Source organism: Kushneria indalinina DSM 14324, assembly GCF_003385845.1.
Classification (GTDB): Bacteria; Pseudomonadota; Gammaproteobacteria; order Pseudomonadales; family Halomonadaceae; genus Kushneria; species Kushneria indalinina.
Genome location: NZ_QRDJ01000007.1, coordinates 792,543 through 815,196, shown reverse-complemented (window position 1 = coordinate 815,196; position 22,654 = coordinate 792,543). Strand labels below are relative to the sequence as shown.

Annotated in this window: 21 protein-coding genes; 14 read left to right on the top strand and 7 right to left on the bottom strand. The window is 63.2% G+C overall.

Annotated elements, in window-relative coordinates; genetic code table 11:
- Positions 1-383: 383 nt before the first annotated feature.
- Positions 384-2,216: a translational GTPase TypA gene (gene typA, locus C8D72_RS10380; RefSeq protein ID WP_115854323.1), complete on the top strand. Its 1,833-nt coding sequence runs from the start codon at positions 384-386 to the stop codon at positions 2,214-2,216.
- Positions 2,217-2,408: 192 nt separating this feature from the next.
- On the opposite strand, the gene C8D72_RS10375 is transcribed toward typA, so the two are convergent.
- Positions 2,409-2,612 carry a hypothetical protein gene (locus C8D72_RS10375; RefSeq protein ID WP_115854322.1) on the bottom strand — a complete coding sequence of 68 codons (204 nt, stop codon included), beginning with the start codon at positions 2,610-2,612 and terminating at the stop codon, positions 2,409-2,411.
- A gap of 46 nt (positions 2,613-2,658) precedes the next feature.
- Here C8D72_RS10375 and C8D72_RS17760 point away from each other — a divergent pair, with 46 nt between their 5' ends.
- Positions 2,659-2,790, top strand: coding sequence for a hypothetical protein (locus C8D72_RS17760; protein ID WP_281271618.1), 132 nt, complete (start codon positions 2,659-2,661; stop codon positions 2,788-2,790).
- 134 nt (positions 2,791-2,924) lie between these two features.
- Here the strand turns inward: C8D72_RS17760 and ligB are convergent, their stop codons facing one another.
- Entirely contained in the window at positions 2,925-4,664 is a 1,740-nt protein-coding gene (ligB, locus tag C8D72_RS10370; RefSeq protein ID WP_170140567.1) for an NAD-dependent DNA ligase LigB, read from the bottom strand.
- Positions 4,665-4,796: 132 nt separating this feature from the next.
- On the opposite strand from ligB, the gene C8D72_RS10365 reads away from it, so the two are divergent.
- Positions 4,797-5,099, top strand: a complete 303-nt coding sequence (locus C8D72_RS10365) for a hypothetical protein (protein ID WP_115854320.1) — start codon at positions 4,797-4,799, stop codon at positions 5,097-5,099.
- A 172-nt stretch (positions 5,100-5,271) separates the two neighbouring features.
- Positions 5,272-5,904, top strand: a complete 633-nt coding sequence (locus C8D72_RS10360; protein ID WP_115854319.1) for a peroxiredoxin — start codon at positions 5,272-5,274, stop codon at positions 5,902-5,904.
- Between the two features lie 122 nt (positions 5,905-6,026).
- Here C8D72_RS10360 and wrbA read toward each other — a convergent pair whose 3' ends face one another.
- Positions 6,027-6,635, bottom strand: a complete 609-nt coding sequence (gene wrbA, locus C8D72_RS10355) for an NAD(P)H:quinone oxidoreductase (protein WP_115854318.1) — start codon at positions 6,633-6,635, stop codon at positions 6,027-6,029.
- Between the two features lie 238 nt (positions 6,636-6,873).
- Here wrbA and C8D72_RS10350 point away from each other — a divergent pair, with 238 nt between their 5' ends.
- On the top strand, positions 6,874-8,073 hold the full coding sequence (locus C8D72_RS10350; RefSeq protein ID WP_170140566.1) for an efflux RND transporter periplasmic adaptor subunit: 1,200 nt from the start codon (positions 6,874-6,876) through the stop codon (positions 8,071-8,073).
- Complete coding sequence (locus C8D72_RS10345; RefSeq protein ID WP_115854316.1) at positions 8,070-11,186, top strand: efflux RND transporter permease subunit; 3,117 nt, start codon at positions 8,070-8,072, stop codon at positions 11,184-11,186. Before C8D72_RS10350 ends, C8D72_RS10345 begins: the two co-directional genes overlap by 4 nt.
- Here the strand turns inward: C8D72_RS10345 and C8D72_RS10340 are convergent.
- The gene (locus tag C8D72_RS10340; protein ID WP_115854315.1) at positions 11,156-11,968 is read right to left on the bottom strand and encodes a 2OG-Fe dioxygenase family protein; all 813 of its coding nucleotides are present in this window, start codon (positions 11,966-11,968) and stop codon (positions 11,156-11,158) included. The two genes, C8D72_RS10345 and C8D72_RS10340, sit on opposite strands and share 31 nt — an antisense overlap.
- Before the next feature lie 176 nt (positions 11,969-12,144).
- On the opposite strand from C8D72_RS10340, the gene pdxA reads away from it, so the two are divergent.
- The 3 genes from pdxA (at position 12,145) to sbmA (ending at position 16,467) form a co-directional block, all read left to right on the top strand.
- Positions 12,145-13,161 (top strand): 4-hydroxythreonine-4-phosphate dehydrogenase PdxA, encoded by a 1,017-nt coding sequence (gene pdxA, locus C8D72_RS10335; RefSeq protein ID WP_115854314.1) that lies wholly within the window; start codon positions 12,145-12,147, stop codon positions 13,159-13,161.
- Between the two features lie 141 nt (positions 13,162-13,302).
- A complete protein-coding gene (locus tag C8D72_RS10330) occupies positions 13,303-15,048 on the top strand; it encodes a glycerol-3-phosphate dehydrogenase/oxidase (protein ID WP_115854313.1) in 1,746 nt (581 codons plus the stop codon).
- 174 nt (positions 15,049-15,222) lie between these two features.
- Positions 15,223-16,467, top strand: a complete 1,245-nt coding sequence (gene sbmA / locus C8D72_RS10325; protein WP_115854312.1) for a peptide antibiotic transporter SbmA — start codon at positions 15,223-15,225, stop codon at positions 16,465-16,467.
- A gap of 53 nt (positions 16,468-16,520) precedes the next feature.
- Here sbmA and C8D72_RS10320 read toward each other — a convergent pair whose 3' ends face one another.
- Entirely contained in the window at positions 16,521-17,003 is a 483-nt protein-coding gene (locus C8D72_RS10320) for a universal stress protein (protein WP_115854311.1), read from the bottom strand.
- A 281-nt stretch (positions 17,004-17,284) separates the two neighbouring features.
- Here C8D72_RS10320 and C8D72_RS10315 point away from each other — a divergent pair, with 281 nt between their 5' ends.
- From C8D72_RS10315 to C8D72_RS10300, 4 genes are all read left to right on the top strand, one after another.
- Positions 17,285-18,232: an NAD(P)-dependent oxidoreductase gene (locus C8D72_RS10315; protein ID WP_170140565.1), complete on the top strand. Its 948-nt coding sequence runs from the start codon at positions 17,285-17,287 to the stop codon at positions 18,230-18,232.
- A gap of 80 nt (positions 18,233-18,312) precedes the next feature.
- Positions 18,313-18,894, top strand: coding sequence for a sugar O-acetyltransferase (locus tag C8D72_RS17755; protein ID WP_115854309.1), 582 nt, complete (start codon positions 18,313-18,315; stop codon positions 18,892-18,894).
- Between the two features lie 178 nt (positions 18,895-19,072).
- Positions 19,073-19,432 (top strand): type II RES/Xre toxin-antitoxin system antitoxin, encoded by a 360-nt coding sequence (gene parS / locus C8D72_RS10305; RefSeq protein ID WP_245955222.1) that lies wholly within the window; start codon positions 19,073-19,075, stop codon positions 19,430-19,432.
- Positions 19,429-19,893 carry an RES family NAD+ phosphorylase gene (locus tag C8D72_RS10300; RefSeq protein ID WP_115854307.1) on the top strand — a complete coding sequence of 155 codons (465 nt, stop codon included), beginning with the start codon at positions 19,429-19,431 and terminating at the stop codon, positions 19,891-19,893. The genes parS and C8D72_RS10300 overlap by 4 nt, the downstream gene beginning before the upstream one ends.
- 36 nt (positions 19,894-19,929) lie before the next feature.
- On the opposite strand, the gene murI is transcribed toward C8D72_RS10300, so the two are convergent.
- On the bottom strand, positions 19,930-20,739 hold the full coding sequence (gene murI, locus C8D72_RS10295) for a glutamate racemase (protein WP_115854306.1): 810 nt from the start codon (positions 20,737-20,739) through the stop codon (positions 19,930-19,932).
- A 128-nt stretch (positions 20,740-20,867) separates the two neighbouring features.
- Between murI and C8D72_RS10290 the strand changes: the two genes are divergently transcribed.
- Positions 20,868-21,527 (top strand): phosphodiesterase, encoded by a 660-nt coding sequence (locus tag C8D72_RS10290; RefSeq protein ID WP_245955221.1) that lies wholly within the window; start codon positions 20,868-20,870, stop codon positions 21,525-21,527.
- 168 nt (positions 21,528-21,695) lie between these two features.
- Here C8D72_RS10290 and C8D72_RS10285 read toward each other — a convergent pair whose 3' ends face one another.
- On the bottom strand, positions 21,696-22,538 hold the full coding sequence (locus C8D72_RS10285) for a LysR family transcriptional regulator (protein WP_115854305.1): 843 nt from the start codon (positions 22,536-22,538) through the stop codon (positions 21,696-21,698).
- Positions 22,539-22,654 lie beyond the last annotated feature (116 nt).

The following is a 22,654-nucleotide window of genomic DNA, read 5'->3' as shown; positions in this document are numbered from 1 at the left end:
GCGGCTTATTGATATTTAAAAACGCTGTCGATACAGCATCTTAAGGACACAGACAGGTGTTATCCCCCTCTTTCATACGGCGGCACCGGGTCGTAAGCAGCGCTGCAGGGGCATCGTGCTGCACCATCACGGATCAATAAGCGCTCTTTTTGCACCAAAAAGGCGCACTACCAGGTAGCGATCTGTCGTCATGCTGTCACAAGGGGCTTGTTTCATTGCACTTCACAGCGCCTGCGCCACGATTCCAGCTATTCGACCGACGACTTAGCCTATACAATGCGGGGCCAAATTTATTGCACGCTGCTGACATGGCCGTTGATCACAACGTACGGTCATGTTCCTACCCTAGAACAGGCGCGTGTACACAAAGGTGAAAACGCGTTATGTCCGATACGCTTACTTCCGGCAATATCGAGAAGCTGAGAAATATTGCCATTATTGCCCACGTTGACCATGGCAAGACCACGCTGGTCGACAAGCTGCTGGCGCAATCCGGCACCCTGGACCGCAAGGCGGAAAACCAGGAACGCATCATGGATTCCAACGACCAGGAGAAGGAACGCGGTATCACCATCCTGGCCAAGAACACGGCCATTACCTGGCATGACTACCACATCAACATCGTCGACACCCCCGGGCACGCCGACTTTGGTGGTGAGGTCGAGCGCGTCATGTCGATGGTGGATTCCGTCCTGCTGCTGGTTGATGCCGTTGACGGCCCGATGCCGCAGACGCGTTTTGTGACCCAGAAGGCGTTTGCCCAGGGCCTCAAGCCGATCGTGGTGGTCAACAAGATTGACCGTCCGGGCGCGCGCCCGGACTGGGTCATCGACCAGATCTTCGATCTGTTCGACAACCTGGGCGCCACCGACGAACAGCTCGACTTCCCGATCATCTACTGCTCGGCGCTCAACGGCATCGCCGGCATGGACCCGGAAGACCTGTCCGAGAACATGGACCCGATGTTCCAGGCGATCGTTGACATCGTCGAGCAGCCGACCGTGGAACTTGACGGCCCCTTCCAGATGCAGATTTCGGCACTGGACTACAACAGCTACGTGGGCGTCATCGGCCTGGGCCGCGTCAAGCGCGGTCGCGTGCGTCCCAATCAGCAGGTCAGCATCATTTCCCGTCAGGGTGTGACCCGCAAGGGCAAGATCGGTCAGGTCATGACCCACCTGGGTCTTGAGCGTGTCCAGGCCGACGAAGTCAGTGCCGGCGACATCGTCTGCATCACCGGCATCGACGATCTGGCCATCTCCGATACGATCTGTGACCCGTCCAACGTCGAAGCGCTGCCGGCGCTGACCGTGGATGAGCCGACCGTCTCGATGACCTTTCAGGTCAACGACTCGCCGTTTGCCGGCCGTGACGGCAAGTACGTCACCAGCCGTAACATCAAGGACCGCCTGGATCAGGAGCTGATCCACAACGTGGCCCTGCGTGTCGAGCAGGGTGAATCGGCCGAGAAGTTCAAGGTCTCCGGTCGTGGCGAGCTGCACCTGTCGGTGCTGATCGAATCCATGCGTCGTGAAGGCTATGAGCTGGCCGTGGGCCGCCCCGAGGTCATCATTCGCGAGATTGATGGCATGAAGCAGGAGCCTTACGAAGAGGTCATCATCGACTGTGAAGAGCAGCATCAGGGCTCTGTCATGGAAGAGCTGGGCTATCGCAAGGGCGAGCTGACCAACATGAACCCGGATGGCAAGGGTCGTGTGCGTCTGGACTTCATGATTCCCTCGCGCGGTCTGATCGGTTTCCGCTCGCAGTTTCTGACCCTGACCTCCGGTACCGGCATCCTGACCAGCCGCTTTGACCACTACGGTCCGCTGAAGGAAGGCGCCGGCGTCGAGCGTCGTAACGGCGTACTGGTCTCGATGGTCGATGGCAAGGCGCTGGCCTACGCGCTCTACGCCCTGCAGGATCGTGGCAAGCTGATCATCGATCACGGCACCGAGGTCTATGAAGGCATGCTGATCGGCATCAACAACCGTTCCGACGACATGGTGGTCAACCCGACCAAGGGCAAGAAGCTCGATAACATGCGCGCCTCCGGCAACGATGAAAATATCGTGCTGACGCCGCCGATCCGGTTCACGCTGGAACAGGCCATCGAGTTTCTGGACAGCGATGAGCTGGTGGAGGTCACGCCCGGCTTCATCCGCATCCGCAAGAAGCACCTCAAGGAAACCGACCGCAAGCGCAACAAGAAGTAAGCACGCTTGAAACGGTATCGGTAGATAAAAAAACGGCCTGCAGCAATGCAGGCCGTTTTTTCATGTCCTGAAGATAACCCCGGTCAGATGGATAGCGTCGCCCTGCCTCCTGATCCGACAAACGGCGGATACACAAAGGCCGCTGCCCTTGCGGGCAGCGGCCTTTTGTCATCTACACCGATCTTCTAAAGATCAGGCAGCGTTACGGCCGGGAATGGCCGAGAAGCCGTTGGACGGCTGAGGGTTGCTGCGGGCAACAGGCTTTGAAGTGTTGGCCTGTACCGGCTGCAGCCGACGCGTTTCGCGATCCGATGCGCGCCCGGAAAGCATCATCGCACCCAGCATGAACATGACCAGCAGGGCGTAACCCAGACCGCCAATGATTAACAGTGCCATGGTCCTATCTCCTCTCAACGCGGCGTTATCGCGACGCGCTTTTTAAATGGAAGCCACTCTGCACAGCCATGTCCTGATGGTGGTCGCCTGCTCTGGGGCGCTGTGCTCCAACAAGCTGCTGATTCCCTGCCTGATCGGTATCCCTGCGTGGCAGGGGGTTAACCGGGTAAGCCGTTGAACCAGTAACCCTGTAATGCTTAATGTATCAGAAGGTAACGCAATGTGCACTGAGTAATTAGTATCATGGCTATTGAAAAGAACTATCAAATTAGGACTTCTCAACAACCCGGATGATGGAAAATCTCATCCTCTTCACTCATCGGCAACAACTACCGGCGCCGAATGGGCTGCACCTGCTGCCCATTCATCCAGCAGCACCCGCACCGTCTCGTTCTGCCAGAAGCCCGCCAGTGTGGCAGCATCCGTACTGCTCAGGCCCGGGATCTGCTGCCAGCCGGCGTTTGCCAGCGAGCGCATGAATACAATGTGATTCAAACTATCGGCTGACCGAAAGACGACTTTAGGTTGAGAGCCATAGAAGCGGGCATGGGCCGGCTCCAGCGCAACCAGCCATTGTTGCAGCGGTTGTCGGCTCGCCCTGTCAAATGCCGCGAGCCACCGCGTGGCCCGAACCTCACCCACCCCGTTCAACGAGCGCAATGTAGCGCCATCCAGATCGCGCCAATCGAGCAAGGAGGTCACCATTTCGGCGTCAATTAATCGTTTCCAGGTGCCCTCGCCGATACCGCGCATGTTCAGCCCCTGACGGCTGCCCAGATGCGTCAGGCGTGCCAGAAACTGCGAGCGACACCCGGCTGTCAGCTCAAGACAGCTCAGGGCGTTGAAGACCTCGGGGTCCGGGACGTCCAGCGCCACACGCTCGTCGTTGCGGATCACGACCTTATCCAGGCGCGGAATGGTCAGTCCGGCCAGCGAGATCATGACCTGATCCCCGGGGCGGATATCCGCTTCCTGCCAGCGTGTCAGTGAGCCGGCGCTGACGCGACGAACCGTGCGGTCATCAAGGGTGACGGGGGAAAGCTCAAGCACCGGCGTGATGCGACCGGTTCGACCGATGCGAAAATCAACGTCACGCACCTGGGCAAGTGTGGCGGCGGCGGGGTACTTCCACGCCACGCTGTCCGCGGGCGGCGTATTACGCCAGGTGTGGCCCGGCGGCTGGGCATCGCGCTTGATCACCACGCCATCGCTGGCAAAGGGCAGCTCGTGGCGATACCAGTACTGGCGCCAGCGCGCTACGTCCTCAATGGTGCTGACCGGTTGGCTCCAGCCCTGCGGGTCCATGAAGCCCCAGTCGGCCAGCTGTCGGTTGCGCTCGGTCAGCGTCTCGGGGCCATCGGGCAGCGCCCAGGCAAAGAATCCGATCTGCTCGCGCGCTTCCAGGCTCAGGTCATGGCGCTGCATCAGCCCGGCCACGCTGGAGCGCGCACCCGCACTGCCGTCACGCTGCTGTACGTGCTCGGGCCTTTTGAAATAGAGCTCGCCCTGAACCACCACCCGGGCGGGCACCTCCCCGGTCAACCGGGCGGGAATGGCATCGATGCCGGACACACGCGCCAGCCAGTCCTGCCCGGTCAGACCGTTGCCGCGGCTGGTCGCGGCCACCAGCCGACCCTCGTCGTACACCAGCGTCAGTGCCACGCCATCCACCTTGGGCTGAACCCACAGTGGCCCCGCCGGTAATGTCTCCAGCCAGTGTCTGATCGCCGCCTGATCCGCCAGCTTGTTCAGCCCGGTCTGGGCGATAACATGACGCTGTTCGCCGCCGCTGAGGGCAACGTCAGACTCTGGCTGACCCAGGCAGCGGCGCCAGTGCGACAGTCGGGCCTGCGCCTGGTCATGCACGCCGTCATCCACCAGCCGCTCGCCGCGCTGATAGTAGGCCTCGTCCCAGCGTTTGAGCTGCGCGGCCAGCGGTTCGATACGGCCCTCGATCTCATCAGGCGTCGGGCACTCCCCGGCCTGTGTCATCACCGGCATGGCCAGCGATACCAGTACGCCCACTGCCGTGCCCCACCGCCGCCATCCCATAAGCCCTCTCATGCCAAAATATTCGTCTTCCCTTATAAACTATCGACGAGGCAGCAGGATTCTGAAGGCGAATGCATACAGCGAGACAGGCGCAAACTGCTAGACTTTCCTGATTGGAAAAGGAGACAGAACATGAGCAACGCACGCGCCGTGACATGGGATCAGGAAGGCGTCGATCACGTCGCCGATCACGACGAGCTGACCCAGTTCCTGCACAAGAAGCCCAAAAAGGGCGACATCATCACGGCCCGCTACATGGAGGCCAATGTGCGCATGAAGGTGCTGGACCGGGACGGCAACGACACTTCGATTGCCGAGGTGCTGGGCATCAGCGTTGAAGATGAAAAGCGTGCTGAAGAGCACGAAGGGCTGCGCAAGGGCGAGACGGTACTGGTCCCCGACAAGGATCGGGCCTTTATCCGTTATAGCGATTGATGCTTTAGCGCTGGGTTTTTATACTCGGATGGAACCAGGTTAGGACAACTCGTTGTTTGGTTTTGCGGCCCGAAGTCGTCATTATCTGACAATGATTCATTGGCGGATCGGCCCCTGATCATGGCCCCCGCTACCGACACCCGCTTTTATTGATGGCCAAAAGGAGTGACAAATGGCGCTGCAACTTGGCGATACTGCACCGGATTTCTCTCAGGAAAGCACTGAAGGGACAATCAATTTCCACGAGTGGCTGGGCGATAGCTGGGCGATTCTCTTTTCTCACCCCAAGGACTTCACGCCGGTGTGCACCACCGAACTGGGTGAAGTGGCGCGTCTGAAATCCGAGTTCGACAAGCGCAACACCAAGGCCATCGGCCTGTCCGTCGATCCGCTGGACGACCACCACGCCTGGAAGGGTGATATCGAAGAGACCCAGGGCTGCGGGCTCAACTTCCCGCTGCTGGCCGACGCCGATCGCAGTGTCAGCGAGAAGTACGGCATGATTCACCCCAATGCCAATGACACCCTGACGGTCCGCTCGGTCTTCGTCATCGACCCCAAAAAGAAGGTCCGTCTGACCCTGACCTATCCGGCCAGCGCCGGGCGCAACTTCCAGGAAATTCTGCGCGTGCTCGACAGCCTGCAGCTGACCGACAACGAAAAGGTCGCGACGCCGGTGAACTGGCGCCAGGGCGATGACGTCATCATCGTGCCGTCGCTGAGCAACGAGGAAGCGGCCAAACTCTTCCCGCAGGGCTGGGACGAGAAAAAGCCCTATCTGCGCATGACCAAACTCAACAAGTAAGACGCTGAGTGCGCGGGCATTACGGCCCGCCTCATGCCATGCAAAACGCCCGGCCATCTGGCCGGGCGTTTTTTTGATTGCGCTTTTTCACCCTGCCTTTTACATCAGCCGGGGCGCCGGCGTTACAGCACCTGCGCGCTCAGCTTTTTGGCAAAGCCCGCCACGTACTCGCCCTGAAAGCGGGCAATTTTCAGCTCACGTTCGCTGGGCTGGCGCGAGCCGTCCCCGCCGGCCAGCGTCGAGGCGCCATAGGGCGTGCCGCCGCTGACCTCGGTAATATCAAACTGCTCCTCGATCCCGTAACCGATCGGCACGATCACCATCCCGTGGTGGGCCAGCGTCGTCCAGCTCGAGGTAATGGTCATCTCCTCGCCGCCGCCGGTCCCGGTGGAGGTAAAGACACTGGCCAGCTTGCCGCGCAGCTTGCCACTGGCCCACAGCCCGCCGGTCTGGTCCAGAAAGGTGCGCATCTGGCCGGCCATGTTGCCGTAGCGCGTCGGCGTGCCCAGGATGATCGCATCATAATCGGCAAGCTCGCCGGGCTCGGCGATCGGCGCCGACTGATCCACCTTGCCCCCGGCCTGCTTGAAGGCTTCCTCATCCATGGTTTCAGGCACCCGCTTGATGGTGACTTCGGCCCCCGAGATCGAGCGCGCGCCGTCGGCCACCGCTTCAGCCATGGTTTCGATATGGCCATACATCGAGTAATACAGCACCAGTATTCTGGACATCGCATCTGTCTCCTTGTGCAGATTCCGGCATTAACACACGCTAGTGTGTAACACGATGCAAGCCTGGTGCATCTGCGTGATCGTTGCCTGCTTTTTCCTTCCCGGGCCCTGCCTTTCCATGCTCTGTCTTAAGCGCGCTTGAACAAAGGACGTTGCGACCCGCTCGTAACCTCGTATGCTGTCAGAAGGCGGTGCCCACCTGCTGCCCCGAACGCCTTTCGTCTGCGGAAACCTGTCCATGCCCGAGTCCCACGATGCCCGTCGCCCGCTGACCTGGCTGGTCGCGCTGATCTGTGTGGCGCTGGCCCTGATCTTCTGGTGGTGGCTATCGCTTGAGCGGGCTCCGCAGGCCTCCGGCTCATCACCGCCCGTGGCCGTCGGCCGCGCCGACGTGATCGAACGGGATTTAAGCGCCACCCTCAACGCCGTGGGCGATGTTGAAGCCACCGACTCGATCGAGATCGCCTCACTGGTCACCGAGCGCATCACCGGGCTCAACTTCGACAGCGGTGACCGGGTCCAGCAGGGCGATCTGCTGATCCAGCTCGATGATCGCGCCGAACAGCAGGGCCTGCGCGCCGCGCGCGTGATCGTCGAGCAGGAACAGCGCGAGTTTGATCGCCTGCAGCCGTTGGTGCGTCAGGGCTCGATCGCCACCCAGCAGGCCGATGAACAGCGCAACCGGCTGGAGAGCGCCCGCATTGAACTCGCCCGACTCACCGCTGCGCTGGAAGACCGCACCATCACCGCCCCGGTGACCGGCGTCATGGGGCTGAGCAATTTAAGCGTCGGCGAGCAAATCAGCGCCGACACGCCGCTGGTGACGCTGGACAGCATCGACCGGGTCCAAGTCGATTTCTCGTTGCCCGAGCGCGAACTGCGCCGTATCAACAGAGGCATGAGGGTCACGGCGCGCTCGGTGGCCTGGCCCGATCGCGTCTTTCACGGCGAGATCACCACCATTGATCCGCGCCTGGACCGGGACACCCGCACGGTGATGGTCCGCGCCCGGTTTGATAATCCTGATCTGGCCCTGCGCCCGGGCATGCTGCTCGACATCGCTCTCCAGCTCCCCGAACAGCGCCGCCTGATCGTGCCGGAAACCGCCATCATGGGCGAGCGCGACAGGCAGTGGGTGTACGTGGTGGTCCAAAGAGAAGACGGCTACCGCGCCCATCGCGTCGCTGTCCGCGTGGTCGAGCGCGCTCCCGGCTGGGCGGCCGTTCATGCGACGAACAAAGACAGTCCGTTGCGCCCGGGTGCCTCGGTCGCCGTCAGCGGCCTGCGCGATATCAGCGAGGATCGCGATCTCGTCCTTGATGAGGATGCCGCGCGCGATACCGGCGCGCTTTTCCAGCAGGCTCCGTCCGAGCAGCTTCCGCCCGAGCAGGCCCGGGGCGATGATCGCGTCATGCCTTCGGAGACCACCGCCCCATGACCCTGACCGATCTGGCCGTCACCCGACCGGTTGGCACGCTGGTGCTCTCGGCGCTGCTGGTGCTGTTTGGCACACTGGGGTTTCTGGAGCTGCCCATTAGGGAGTACCCCTCCATCGAGGAGCCGGAGGTCTCGGTCGAGATCGTCTGGCCCGGCGCCTCGGCGGCGGTGGTGGAGTCGCGCGTGACCCAGACGATCGAAAACGTCGTCGCCGGCATCGAAGGGGTGGTCAGCGTCGAATCGGAAAGCAATGACGGCGAATCCGAAGTCACCCTGACCTTTGCCAGCGACATCGATCTGGACACCGCCGCCAACGACGTGCGCGACCAGGTCTCAAGAGTGGCCGACGCCCTGCCGGTGGGCGCCGAGGCGCCCGAGATCAGCAAGGATCAGGGCGGCAGCGACACCCTGATGATTCTGTCGGTCCAGACCGATCGCATGAGCGCCATGGCGCTGTCGGACTATGCCGACCGTCAGCTGCTGGATCGCTTCTCGACCATCGCCGGCGTCTCGCGGGTGCGGCTGTGGGGCTCGCAGCTGCCGGCCATGCGGGTGGATCTGGATCGCCACGCCATGACGGCGCATGACATTACCGTTGAGGACATCACCGGCGCGCTGGCCAGCGAAAACGTGGAGTATCCGGGCGGGCGAATCGAGTCCACCACCCGCGAGTTCACCGTGCGCCTGCTGCCGGGCTATGAGACGCCCGAGTCCTTTCGCCGCCTCCCGCTGCGTCGCGGCGAGGGCACGCGCACCGTGACGCTGGGCGATGTGGCCACCGTCTCGCTGGGCCCCGAGACGCGCCGCGAGAGCTTTCAGATCGACGGCGAGCCCACCGTCTCGATCGCCATCAGCCGCCAGAGTACGGCCAACACCCTCTCCATTGCCCGCGGCGTGCGCGCAACGCTCGACACCCTGCAAGACGAGCTGCCCGAGGGCATGCGCATCGATATCGTCTCTGATGACACCCTTTATATCTCGGCGGCGCTCAGGGAAGTGCTGATCACGCTGGCCATCGCGGTCGCCATGGTGGTCGCCGTGATCATCTTCTTTCTGGGCTCCTGGCGCGCCGCGCTGGTGGCGGCCACGGCCATCCCCATCTCGCTGCTGGCCTGCGGCATGATCCTGTTGGGGCTGGGCTTCAGCCTCAACATGCTGACCCTGCTGGCGCTGGTGCTGTCGGTCGGGCTGGTGGTGGATGACGCCATCGTCATGATCGAAAACATCCAGCGCCATCTGGAAGAGGGCGACGCCCCGCTGGTCGCCGCCTTTCGCGGTGCCCGCCAGGTCGCCTTTGCCATCATTGCCACCAGCCTGGTGCTGATGGCCGTGTTTCTACCCATCACGCTGATGAGCGGCCAGACCGGGCGGCTGTTTACCGAATTCGCCGTCACCATTGCCGCTACCATCGCCTTCTCCACGCTGGTGTCCCTGACGCTGACGCCGGTGATGGCCTCGTGGCTGCTCGCCGGGACCCGGAGCCGTCAGGGCTCGCCGGCGGGCCGGCTCATGGCAGGTGTGGCGCGGCGCTACCAACGCCATCTGGGCCGGATGCTGCACCGCCCGGTGCTGGTCAGCGGCGGCTTCGTGGCCATGGCGATCGTCACCGCCACCGTCATCACGACGCTGCCCACCGAATACGAGCCCTATGATGATCGCGGTGCCCTGCGCATCGGCATACAGGCCGAGGAAGGGGTCAATTTCGAGGAGATGCACCGACGCATGACGGCCATGGGTCAACATCTGGCGCCGATTCTGGGCGACAAGGCGTTGATCGATAACGCCTCGCTGCGTCTGCCCGCGCCCGGCAACAGCGAAGGTGCGGTCAACAACGGCCGCTGGATCATCAGCTTCACCCCCTGGCAGGATCGTGACGAGAGCACCCGCGAGGTGGCGGCGCGCATCAACGAGGCGCTCGAGGGCTTCTCCGAGCTCAGCGCCACCACCATGCTGCCGCGCGGGCTGAGTTCGGGCAATACCACGCCGGTGCAGTTCGTGGTCGGCGGGCCGGACTACGCCACCCTGGGCGCCTGGCGCGATCAACTGATGGCCGCCTGGCAGGACTATCCGGGCCTTGAGGCGCTCGACAGCGACCTGATCGAGACCACGCCGCAGCTGCAGGTGCGGCTGGACCGCGAACGTGCCGCCCAGCTCGGCGTCAGTGCCGAGACGGTGGGCCGTACGCTGGAGTCCTTTTTCGGCGAGCGCAGCCTGACCACCTTCGAGCGCGACGGCCAGTCCTATGACGTGATTCTGCAGGGCCTGCGCGAGCAGCGTCTGACGCCCGAGGCGCTCGAAGAGATTCGGGTACGTACCGACAGCGGCACGCTGGTGAGTCTGGCCAACCTTGTCCATCTGGAGGAGATCGCGGTCTCGCCGACGCTCAACCGCTACAACCGGATTCGCGCCGTCACCTTCTCGGCCAACGTCGCCGACGGCTACAGCCTGTCGCAGGTGCTTGATCACATGAACGACACGGTCGCGCAGACCCTGCCGGAGCGCGCCCGCATCGACTACAAGGGCGCCACCCAGGACTTTCTCGAGGCCGGGCGCGATCTGCTGCTGGTCTTTACCGTGGCAATTGCGGTGACCTGGCTGGTGCTGGCCGCGCAGTTCGAGAACTTCATCAGTCCGCTGGTGGTGATGCTGACCGTACCGCTGGGGATGCTGGGCGCCGGCATGGCGCTGTGGCTTTTGGGCGAGAGTCTCAACCTTTACGCCCAGATCGGGCTTTTGATGCTGATTGGCCTCTCGGCCAAAAACGGTATTTTGATCGTGGAGTTTGCCAACCAGCTGCGCGATGAGGGCGTGGCGCTGCGCGAGGCCATTTTGCAGGCCGCACAGACGCGACTGCGCCCGATTCTGATGACCTCGCTGTCTACCATGGCCGGCGCCCTGCCGCTGGTCATGGCCACCGGCGCCGGGGCGGCCAGCCGCTTCGGGCTGGGCATCACGCTGCTGGCCGGCTGCGCCAGCGCCACGCTGTTGACGCTGGGCGTGGTGCCGATCGCCTACTACTGGCTCGCCGGCCACCAGAAGCCGCCGGGCCATCGCCGCCAGCAGCTCAGGGCCTCGCTCGAACGTCACACCCCGGAGGCGCCGCCGGGCGACTGATCCGGCGCCGATTCGCGGCGCTTGAAGGTCAGCACCAGCAGGTCGCGCTGGCCGGGACGGGTGGCATCATCAGCCACGATCGGCGTCACGCCATGCAGCACGCGGGTGTCATCGACCAGCGCCATGTCCAGTGGCTCGGCCAAGGTAAAGGCCGCCAGCTCGCGACGGTCCAGATCGTGAATGTGCGAGATGCCCTCGCGCACGTTGTCACGCCCCATCATCACCATCGCCACGAAATCCACGCCGTCGCGGTGCAGCCCCTCCGGAGTGGGCAGGCCGGTGGCGATATCCCCGCCCACCTCGATACGAAACTGATGCATCTCGACGTGCCAGTCGGCCTCGGGCGCACAGCGGCCGAACACGCCCAGCAGGAGTTCGCAGAGGAAGTCGAAGGCGTTTGTCGCCAGCGCGCCCTCGTCTACCGGCTCGAAGTGACGCTCGATGCCGCCGTTGAGCTGATTGAAATTCGTGGTCTGAAAGTGCGCCTGATGCGGCTTTCGCACCAGCGAACGCGCCCCGGCGACCGCGCTGAACACCGCGTGACGCCGGCGCCGGTAGCGCCCGCCATCACCCATGAAGCGATCCGGGGCCAGATCGTTCCAGTAGCGGGCAAGTTCGGCGCAATCCGGCGTGCGGTGAGCGCGCCCGACGCACCAGTCACGGAAAATCGGGGCAACCTCGCCGGCCGTCGCCAGCAGATAGCCGGCGCGTGCAAGCCGATCGACCAGCGACGCCGAGAGGGTTTCAAGGGAAGCAACATCATGCGTCAGCACGTCAGTCATCAAAATCGCCGCCAAGGGTGGAGCAGGAAACTGGAGCAAGGAGGTAAAGCCAAAACAGCATGCAGGCATCGCAGGCAGGCCTGACGCACTACAGGACAGAGCGCTATTATGGCACCGACAATTACCGTCGCCCATGGCCTCGTGCTCAGGGCGCTTACCTGCCGAAGGGGCCTGTCATGTCCGCACCTACCCGCGCACCCATTGCCATCACCATGGGCGACCCGGCCGGCATCGGCCCGGAAATCATCGTTCGTCTGGCCTGCACGCCGCGCCCGGGCGAGACACCACTGCTGGTCGTTGGCGATACCCAGCGCCTGCGCGACATGGCCGACCACCTGGGGCTCGCCCTGACGCTGTTTCCCATCGAACATCCGAATGAGCTTGAGGGCCATGACGTCACCCCGGGCCGGCTGGCCGTTCTGCCGGCCGGCGAGCCGCTGCCGACCGATCTGCCCTATGGACAAGTGGATGCCCGGGCCGGTGCCGCCGCCTATGCATACGTCAGTCGCGCCATCGACTTCGCCCTCGACGGCGCGATCAGCGCCATCGTCACCGCGCCGCTCAACAAGGCCGCCATGGCCGCGGCCGGCATCCAGTATCCCGGCCACACCGAGATTCTCGCCGACCGCGCCGGCACCGATGATTTCGGCATGATGCTGGCCAACGACGAGCTGCGTGTGATGCTGGTCTCGATTCACCTGTCGCTGCGTCAGGCGATCGACGCTGTCACTCCCGAGCGCGAACTGCGCGCCATCCGCCTGGCCGCGCGCGCCTGTCACGCCTACGGCATCGAGCACCCCCGCATTGCGGTGGCTGGGCTCAATCCGCACGCCGGCGAAGGGGGGCTGTTCGGCGGTGAGGATGAGGCCATCATCGCCCCGGCCATCGCTCGTGCCCGCGAAGAAGGCATCGACGCTTCCGGCCCCTGGCCGGGCGATACGGTCTTCATGAACGCCCGCCGCGGCCACTTTGACGCGGTGGTGGCGCAGTATCACGACCAGGGCCTGATTCCGGTGAAGTATTTAGGGGTAGAGAACGGCGTCAACATCACGGTGGGGCTGCCGTTTGTGCGCACCAGCGTCGATCACGGCACCGCCTTTGATATTGCCGGCACCGGGCATGCCGACCCCTCAAGTCTTTTTTACGCGCTCAAACAGGCCGAGGCGATGGTGCGCTCAGGCGCCGGCACATGAAAACCGCCCTGACGAATGCAACACCGGCCACCAGTAGTACACTTGAGTCATATCACGTGCGTCACACACGAAAACGATGACAACGCCTCTACGGGGTCCCCCGTCCTGGCGCGCCACTCTTTTGATACGCGGAGCACAACGATGCAACTCAGGCAGAGCAATATCGAAAGACTCGCCGACGGCGCGGTCTACGACACGCTGATCATCGGCGGCGGCATCAACGGCGCAGTCTGCGCCGCGGCGCTGGCCGGGCGCGGCGTGAAGGTCGGTCTGGTGGAGCAGGGCGATTTTGCCGGCATGACTAGCATGTGGTCGTCCAACCTCATTTGGGGCGGCATCAAGTACATGGAGTCGCGGGATTTCAAGCTGGTGCGCGAACTGTGTGTCTCGCGCAACCACCTGATCAAGCACTACCCCTCCACCGTGCAAGAGATCCGCTTTCTTACCACGATCACCAAAAGCTTTCGCTGGCATCCGTTGATGCTGTGGGCGGGCACCTGGATCTACTGGCTGTTCGGCAACGGCTTTACCAGAGTGCCGCGCCTGCCGAGCCTTTCGACCATCAATCGCGAGGAGCCGGTGATCAACACCGAGCCGGCCATCGGCTGTTTCGAATACTCTGACGCCTTTTTGCACGACAACGACGCCCGCTTTGTGTGGAATTTCGTGCGCACCGCCATGAACAGCGGCTGCGTGGCGGCCAACTACGTCGAGGCCACCGGCTTCGAGCGCCAGGGGGATCTCTGGCATGTGGGGCTGAAGGACGTCATGAGCGGCCGTGAATGGACGGTCAAGACGAAGACCCTGGTCAACGCCTGCGGGCCGCTGGCCGATCGCACCAACGCCCTGGCCGACAAGCACACCGAGCACCGCCACGTGCTCTCCAAGGGCATCCACCTGATCGTCGACCAGATAACGCCCAACAAGCGCGTACTGGCGTTTTTCGACGAAGACGGCCGGCTTTTCTTCGCCATTCCCATGGGCACGCGCACCTGTATCGGCACCACCGATACCCGCACCGAAGACCCCCACGCCGCCATCACCGACGATGACGTCAAATTCGTGCTGGATAACATCAACGCGCGGTTGTCGCTTGGAAAGCCGCTGGATCGCGACGACATCATCTCTACTCGCTGCGGGGTACGGCCGCTGGCGGTGCAGAACACCAGCGGCAAGGACCGCGACTTCCTGCAGCTCTCGCGCAAGCACGAGATCGATTCCGACATCAATCAGGGCTTTATCAGCATCTTTGGCGGCAAGCTCACCGACTGCATCAACGTCGGCGAGGAGATCGTTGATCTGGTCAAGACAATGGGCATCGACATTCGCTTCCCGGACTATCGCTGGTACGGCGAGCCGGTGGACGCCGTGCGCGACGAGTTTTTCCACCAGGCCCGCCTGATGAAGCTCGACGACTACACCGATGCCAGCGCCTCCGAGCCGCTGTCGACCCGGCTGTGGCGGCGCTACGCGGCGCATGCCATCGGCATTCTGGAGTACATCCGCGAGGACCCGCGCCAGGCAGAAATTCTCATCGAGGGCACCGAATACATCCGCGCCGAGGTACGCCAGGCCGCGCGTCGCGAGATGATCACCAAACTCGAGGACTTCCTGCGCCGGCGCTCCAAGATCAGCCTTGTCTCGCGCCAGGAGACCATCCGCCAGTCGGCCGGGCTGATGGAGGCGTGCGAGATCCTGTTCGGTGACCAGGCGCAAAAGCGCTTTGACGAGTATTTCCGCGACCACCCGGTGACCAACGGCATCGCCCGCGACCCGGGCGCCGGCCCGTTGCCGGCCGATGGGGCCACCAATGACCCCGCCACCGAACATCAGGAAAAGACCGCGGCGCAACGCCAGGAGGGGGATTTCGAGACGCTGAACTGGTAGGTATTCACCGGGTGGTGCCATTTCACGACACGACCGGGCACGCGGTCGTGATATAAGCCACCGGGTTCGCCCGGTGCGTTGATCGTGGAACGCAATGTCTCCCATGGGGTCGATGAAGGATGCGCGGCCCCATCGGGGCGGCCTCAATGTTGCCCCTATTGCAGGATGTCTATCGTGTTACGGTCTTTTTTTCCCAACCCGCCTGTTTTTTTCGCAAGCGTTGTGATCTGGGCACTGATCTGTATCGGTCTCTGGCAGATGGGGGTCAGCGACTGGGGCGCGGCCATCGGGCTGCCGCCGCTGGCCGAGGGTGAGGCCCTGCCCGTCGATGTCTCGCGCTTCTGGGCGCCCTCGATGCTGTGGTTTTATCTCTACTATGCACTGTGCGTCATGGTCTTTGCCGCGGCGTGGGCCCTGATCCGCCCCCATCGCTGGCAGCGCTGGTCGATTCTTGGCAGTGCGCTGATCATCTTCATGACCTGGTTTTCGGTGCAGACCAGCGTGGCCGTCAACGCCTGGTACGGGCCGTTCTGGGACATGATCCAGCAGGCGCTGGGCGGTGACAGCGACGTGACGGTGACCGATATCTACACCGGCATGTTCAGCTTCGCCGGCATCGCCTTTGTGGCCGTCACGGTCGGCGTGCTCAACTATTTCGTGGTCAGCCACTACATCTTTCGCTGGCGCTGGGCGATGAACAACTTCTACATGCGTCACTGGTCACAGCTGCGCCACATCGAGGGTGCCGCCCAGCGCGTGCAGGAAGACACCATGCGCTTTTCCACCACGCTGGAGGGGCTGGGCGTCAATCTGCTCAAGGCGGTGATGACCCTGATCGCCTTCATGCCGCTTTTGGTCACGATGTCGGAAAACATTACCGAGCTGCCGCTGGTCGGTCACATCCCCAACGCGCTGGTGTGGTCGGCGATTGCCTGGTCGCTGTTTGGCACCGTGCTGCTGGCCGTGGTGGGCATCCGTCTGCCAGGGCTCGAGTTTCGCAATCAACGCGTCGAGGCGGCCTACCGCAAGGAGCTGGTCTACGGCGAGGACGATCAAGACCGCGCGGACCCGGTCACCGTCGCCACGCTGTTCAACCGGGTGCGGCGCAACTACTTTCGCCTCTACTGGCACTACGCCTACTTCAACATTGCCCGCATCTTCTATCTGCAGGCCGACGTGGTGTTCGGACTGATCGTACTGGCACCCTCGATCGTCGCCGGCAAGCTGACGCTGGGGCTTTTACAGCAGATCCTCAACGTCTTCGGTCAGGTACGCGAATCCTTTCAGTATCTGGTCAATTCCTGGTCGACCATCATCGAGCTGCTCTCGATCATCAAGCGTCTGCGCGCCTTTGAATCCGTGATCGACAGTGACGCCGGCGATGCCCGGACGCGCCCGGGCATCGAATCGACGCCGTAGGAACCGGGGCCGATGCCGCCACGGCATCGGCCCCGGCGCAGCGCCGGAATGGCTCAGTGAGCGTTGCCATTATCGGGCTCGGCATCGGGCACGTGGAGCGTAATCACCGTACAGTGGGCCACATGGGAGACCTTGTGCGACACGCTGCCCACGACCAGTCCCTTCATGTCACTCAGGCCGCGGCTGCCCATCACGATGGCGTCCACGTCCAGCTCCCGGGCCAGCGCCACGATCGTTTTTTCCGGCCGGCCCGGCGGGTTGTCCTCGACATGGAAGTGGACCTCGGCCGCGGGGTCACCGACTTCCGACCATGTCGCCTTCAACAGCGCCTCGCCATCCTCGTGTCCCTTCGTCGGGGTGTAATCCACCGGCGTCGAACCGGTCTGCGCGCCCATGTGGTCGGTGGCCGGAGGCGGCTCGACAATGTGGAGAAGATGCAGGGTAGCGCCGGCGGCCTGCTGCATCAGACACGCGTGCTCAAGGGCCCTGCGCCCACTGCGGGAGCCATCAAGGGGTATCAGAATGTTCTGCGTCATGATTCATCTCCTTCCTTTGGCGGATGACGGTGCCCTGTCCACGACAGGGGGATCCGCCAGCCAGCACAACGAGTGATGCAGCAGGGTCCGTCGCATGAACGATCCGGCCCACATGCCATTACATTAGCACCCATTCAACGGGCATTGTGTTTCGATGGTCGTACGTGCCCGCCGAATATTCAGCGCGGGCAGCCCCTCGCCGCTCTACCCTGACCATGACCATGACCCGCCGCGATAAGGTAGCGGGACCGATACCACCCCGACCCTGGGAGATTCCTGCCATGCCGATTCATCTGCTGGTCGTGACCCGCCTGTCACGCCATCACCAGTCCTGCATCGAAGCCACCGGCGTTCACCTGCATATGGCCGAGGACGCCGAGACCCGACGCGAGGTTCTAAGCCATCATCGCGACGACATCCGCGCGGTCATGACCATCGGCACCATCGGCTTCAGCGCGCAGGAGATGGACGAACTGCCGAATCTGGGGCTGATCTGCGCCCAGGGGGTGGGCTTTGAAGGCATCGACGTGTCGGCCGCCCGCGAACGCGACATCGAGGTCGTCCACGGCCCCGGCACCAATGCCGAGACGGTCGCTGACCACGCCCTCGGGCTGATACTCGCCTGTTTGCGCCGTATTCCGCAGGGCGATGCCGGCCTGCGAAAGGATCAATGGAAGGAAATCCGCCGTGGCGCCCCGGTGCTGCACGGCAAGACGCTGGGACTACTGGGCATGGGTAACGTGGCGCGCGCCATCGCCCGTCGCGCCCATTACGGCTTTGACATGCCGATTGTCTACTTCAGCCGTCAGCCGAAGGAAGATCTCGACTGGCAGCACGAGTCGGACCCCAAACGTGTCGCCGAACAGGCCGACGTGCTGGTCAGCGCCCTGCCCGGCGGCGACGACACTCACCACCTGATCGATGACGCCCTGCTGGGTGTCATGAAGATTGAGAGCATCGTGGTCAACATCGGCCGCGGCAGCGTGGTGGACAGCGACGCCCTGGCCCGTGCGGTGAGCGAAAAGCGCCTCGCCGGCGCCGCGCTGGACGTCTTCGAGCATGAACCCGAGGTGCCTCAGGCCTTCAAGGACGACCCGCGCATCATCATGACGCCGCATACCGCCGGCCTCTCACCCGAGGCGCTGGATGCCACCGTGGATCTAGTGATTGAAAACCTCGAGGCCTTCCGTGACGGCAAACCGCTGGTCACGCCGGTGCCTGATGCCTAATAGGCGAGACGTCAAAAGCTGACATATGATCAGGGCGTGGCATGGGTAAATATCGATGGCACAGACCTCAGGAGCCTCTCATGGGCGATGACCACGCAGCAGATGCCCGTTCACAAAAGCAGAAGATGCTCGCCGGCGAGCTCTACATCGCCGATGACCCGGAACTTGCCCGGGACGCCGACATCGCCAAACGCGCCATGGCCGAGTTCGCCCGGCGCTACGAGCACGACGTTGGCGCGGCGCATGCCGTATTGAAGGGGCTTTTCAGGGAACTGGGCGACACTGCCCATATCCGCGCGCCGCTGTATGTCGACTACGGCTTCAACATCAGTGTCGGCGAGGGGGTTTTCGCCAACTTCGGCCTGATGGCACTCGACGTGGCCCCCATCACCATCGGCCGGGACGTGCAAATCGGCCCCAACGTGCAGCTTTTAACACCTACCCACCCTATCGATGCCCAGGCCCGCCGGGACAAGCTCGAAGCCGGCGCCCCCATTGTGCTGCACGACAATGTCTGGCTGGGCGGCGGCGTCATCGTGCTGGCCGGCGTCACCATTGGCGAGGACAGCGTCATCGGCGCCGGCGCCGTGGTCACCCGGGATATTCCCGCCAACGTCGTGGCCGTCGGCAACCCCGCCCGCGTGATTCGGCAGCTGCCGTGAGACTGTCGATAGCGCGTTGAGGCTGGATATCAGCGTGACACGCTTTTATCACCTGATATATGATCCATATATCTACTGGAGCGCTGTCATGGTTACGACCTTTACCGAATATCATCCTCCGAAAGCATCAACAGGTGGTTTCTGGCAGCAGATTGGCCTGCCTGCCAGGGGGCGTAGGTTGCATGAACTGCTGCATGAGGGCGTGGAATACCGGGTCTATCCGAACCTGGCAAAAGTGTCTGGCATCGAACAGAAGGCGCTGGCGCGCTACGTGGATATTCCTTCGGCCACGTTGAGCCGCCGGGCCAGATCGGGCCGCTTCAAGATGGCAGAGAGTGATCGTCTGTACCGGTTTGCCGAGCTTTTCAAGGCAGCGCTGGATCTGTTTGAAGGCGATGCCGAAGGCGCCCGGGCCTGGCTGCTTAAGCCCAACATCGGTCTGGGAGGTCGCAAGCCGATCGAGATGAGCGTCACCTCGGCCGAGTATCAGACGGTGCTGAACCTGATCGGTCGGCTGGAGCACGGGGTCTGTGCGTGAGTAAGGTCAACGCCTATCGACTGGTCAAGCACCGGTATCTGGACAGCGCCTTTGATGGAGAAGGCGCACGCCTTTTCGGTGGACGCTGGAACAGCCCGGGGCGTGCCTGTGTCTACGTCGCAAGCTCAGAGTCGCTGGCGCTGCTGGAAGTCATGGTGCATCTGGAGAGCTACCGGCTGCTTGATGCCTATGCTCTGCTGCGCCTGACGCTCCCCGCTGACAGCATTTTGCGCGTTGGCGCAGAAAGTCTGCCCGATAACTGGCAGGAAGCGCCGGCCCCGGCCGAGACCGCCGAACTCGGCGACGGCTGGTTGGCCTCCGGCCAGAGTCTGGCCCTGGCGCTGCCCAGCGTGGTCGTCCCCAGAGAGTTCAACTACATGCTCAACCCGGAACATCCGCTGTTTGATCAGGCCGTGGCAAGCGCCGAGCCTCTAACCTTCCAGCCCGACTCGAGACTTTGAAGCGCGCGCCGTTGCCCGCAGGGTCATCATGCGGCGTTACACGCTTGCCCGGATGCTGCCTGTTTGCAGCCCCTCGTCTCTGATCCTTGCAGCCAGCGCGGCACTTTCAGTCAGCCCACCGGTTGTATAAAAACACCCGCCAGCGCTGTCGCCCTGCTTGAGCCCGGGGTCCGCCAGCACGGCTTCCAGCCGCCGGGCGACGGCATCACCCGAATCGATCAAGCTCACGTGATCACCCAACTGCGCGGCAATCGCCTCACGCAGCAGCGGATAGTGGGTGCAGCCCAATACCAGCTGATCAAGTGAGCACCACTCGGGTGCACGCAGCGGAGCCAGCTCACGAGTCAGCGCCTCGCGGTCGAGGGTGCCCTTCAACCAGTACTGTTCGGCCAGCGCGGCAAGGTTCGGGGCGCCGATTTTCAATATCCGGCAGTGGTCGGCAAAGCGCTCGATCAGGGTAGCGACATGCGCGCTTCTCACCGTCCCGGGTGTGGCCAGCACCCCGATGACACCGCTGGCGCTTGCCGCGGCGGCCGGTCGAATCGCCGGCACCACGCCTACCACCGGGATCGACAGCCGTTCCCTGAGCGCCGGCAGCACCACGGTCGAGGCGGTATTGCAGGCGATTACCACGGCATCGACCGGCTGGGCCGACAAGACGCGACTCATCAGGTCACACACCCGCTCAACCAGCGCATCACCGGACAGATCGCCGTAGGGAAAGGCCGCATGGTCGGCAATGTAGTGCTGCGTCAGTCCCGGCAGGCGGTGTCGAATGGCGCGGGCAATCGTTAGCCCGCCGATGCTGGAATCCAGTAGCCATATGGCCTGTCTCTCCTGCTGCATTACTGTCTTGCCCGCCTCCGGTCACCGATATTGGGCCGTCATCTGCCCGTCAAACAATCCCGCCATGATGAAAACATTGTCATCAGAGAGGAAGGACTCATGACCCTCTACGCGCCCGGAACCCCGTCATGCTGATTGCCCAGATTACCGACCTGCACCTGCGCATGCCGGGGCAGAAGGCCTACCGCGTGGTGGCAACCGACCGCCACCTGACGCCGGCCATTGCCGCACTCAACGCGCTCGACCCGCGGCCTGACGTGGTACTGATCACCGGCGACCTGACCGATTTCGGCCGGCCTGATGAGTACGCCGCCCTGCGTGAACAGCTCAAGGCGCTGGCGCTGCCCTGGTACGTCATTCCAGGCAACCACGATGCGCGCGGCGCGCTTCGCGAGGCCTTTCCCGACCACACGTATCTGGGCCGGACAGGGTTTATGCACTACACCCTGGAGGATCACCCGGTGCGCCTAATCGGGCTGGACACACTGGTCCCCGGCGAGGGCCGCGGCGAGCTGTGCCGCGAGCGCCTGGACTGGCTAAAAGCGCGCCTTGCCGAGCAGCCCGAGCGGCCCACGTTGCTGTTCATGCACCACCCGCCCTTTGCCACCGGCATCGGCCACATGGATGCCCAGGGGCTGACGGGCGCCCGTGAACTGGAAGCGCTGGTGCGCGACTACCCCAACGTTGAGCGCATCATCTGCGGCCATGTGCACCGCAGCATCTTTCGCCGCTTCGGCGGCACCATTGCCAGCTGCTGCCCGATCGCTGGATCTGCGCGCGCCCGGTGACGCCGCCTTCGTGATGGAGCCGCCGGGCTACCAGCTGCACCTCTGGCGTGACGGAAGCCTCATCACTCACACCGGCGTGATCGGCGAGCATGAGGGGCCGTATCCATTTCACGACGCGCGCGGGCTGATTGATGAGTAACGGCGCTTCCCCTCGGACGCGGTGATCAGCTACTCGAACCGTACACGGCCAATCAGCATTTCAAACAGGGCACTAATGCTGGCAGTCCGTCGAATATCCGGATGGGTCAGCAGCCACACCCCGGTCTCCAGCTCAGGGACAGGATCGCCGACACGCACCAGACCTTCCATTGTCTCGGCGAGATAGCAGGGCAATACGCCCTGCCCCAGACCTGCCTGCACAGCCATGGTCATGCCGAGGGTCGAGTCCGCCCGGAAGCCGACCTGCTCATCGACACCCCGGGCTTTAATCCATTTCTCAAGCGAACGATAGGCCATCGACGCATCCGGCCCCACCCAGAGGATTGATTCATCCGTCCCATTGTCGATCGAGACATAAACGGCCTGACGCAGCTGCCCCAGCTCTCTACCCGTCAGTGTCTCGGGTGGGTGGTCAGTGGGGCGTAATGCGACGTCGGCATCGCGCCGGGTGAGGTTATGCAACTCGGCCGAGGTCGTCGTCTCGATCATGAGGCCAGGGTGAGCGTGACGAAATTCGGCCAGCACTGGCATCAATACATGGGCCAGCAGGGCATCCGTGGTGGTAATACGCAACGTGCCGGTCAGAGCGGTGTCGCTGTCCATCAGCGCACGCTCGGCGCCGGCCACGGCAAGATGCATCTGCCGGGCCGTCGCTGCGATCATTTCGCCGATGGGGGTCGCCACGTACCCACTGCCGTGGCGCTCGAAGCATTGGGTGCCCGCACGCGCTTCAAGGGCACCTAGACGCCGAAAGATCGTGGCGTGGTTGACTCCCAGCCGACGCGCGGCCCCAGAGAGCGATCCCGATTCGGCAATGGCAAGCGCCAAGCGATAATCGTCCCATTTAAGCATCGAGTTCACTAACCACCCTGTGCGTTCTTGCAAACCTGGCTTGCGGTTTTTGGGAATTTCCCCTGGTTTCTGCACAACCTACTGTAGCGATTCCTGCCACGTTACGGACGCTCTCC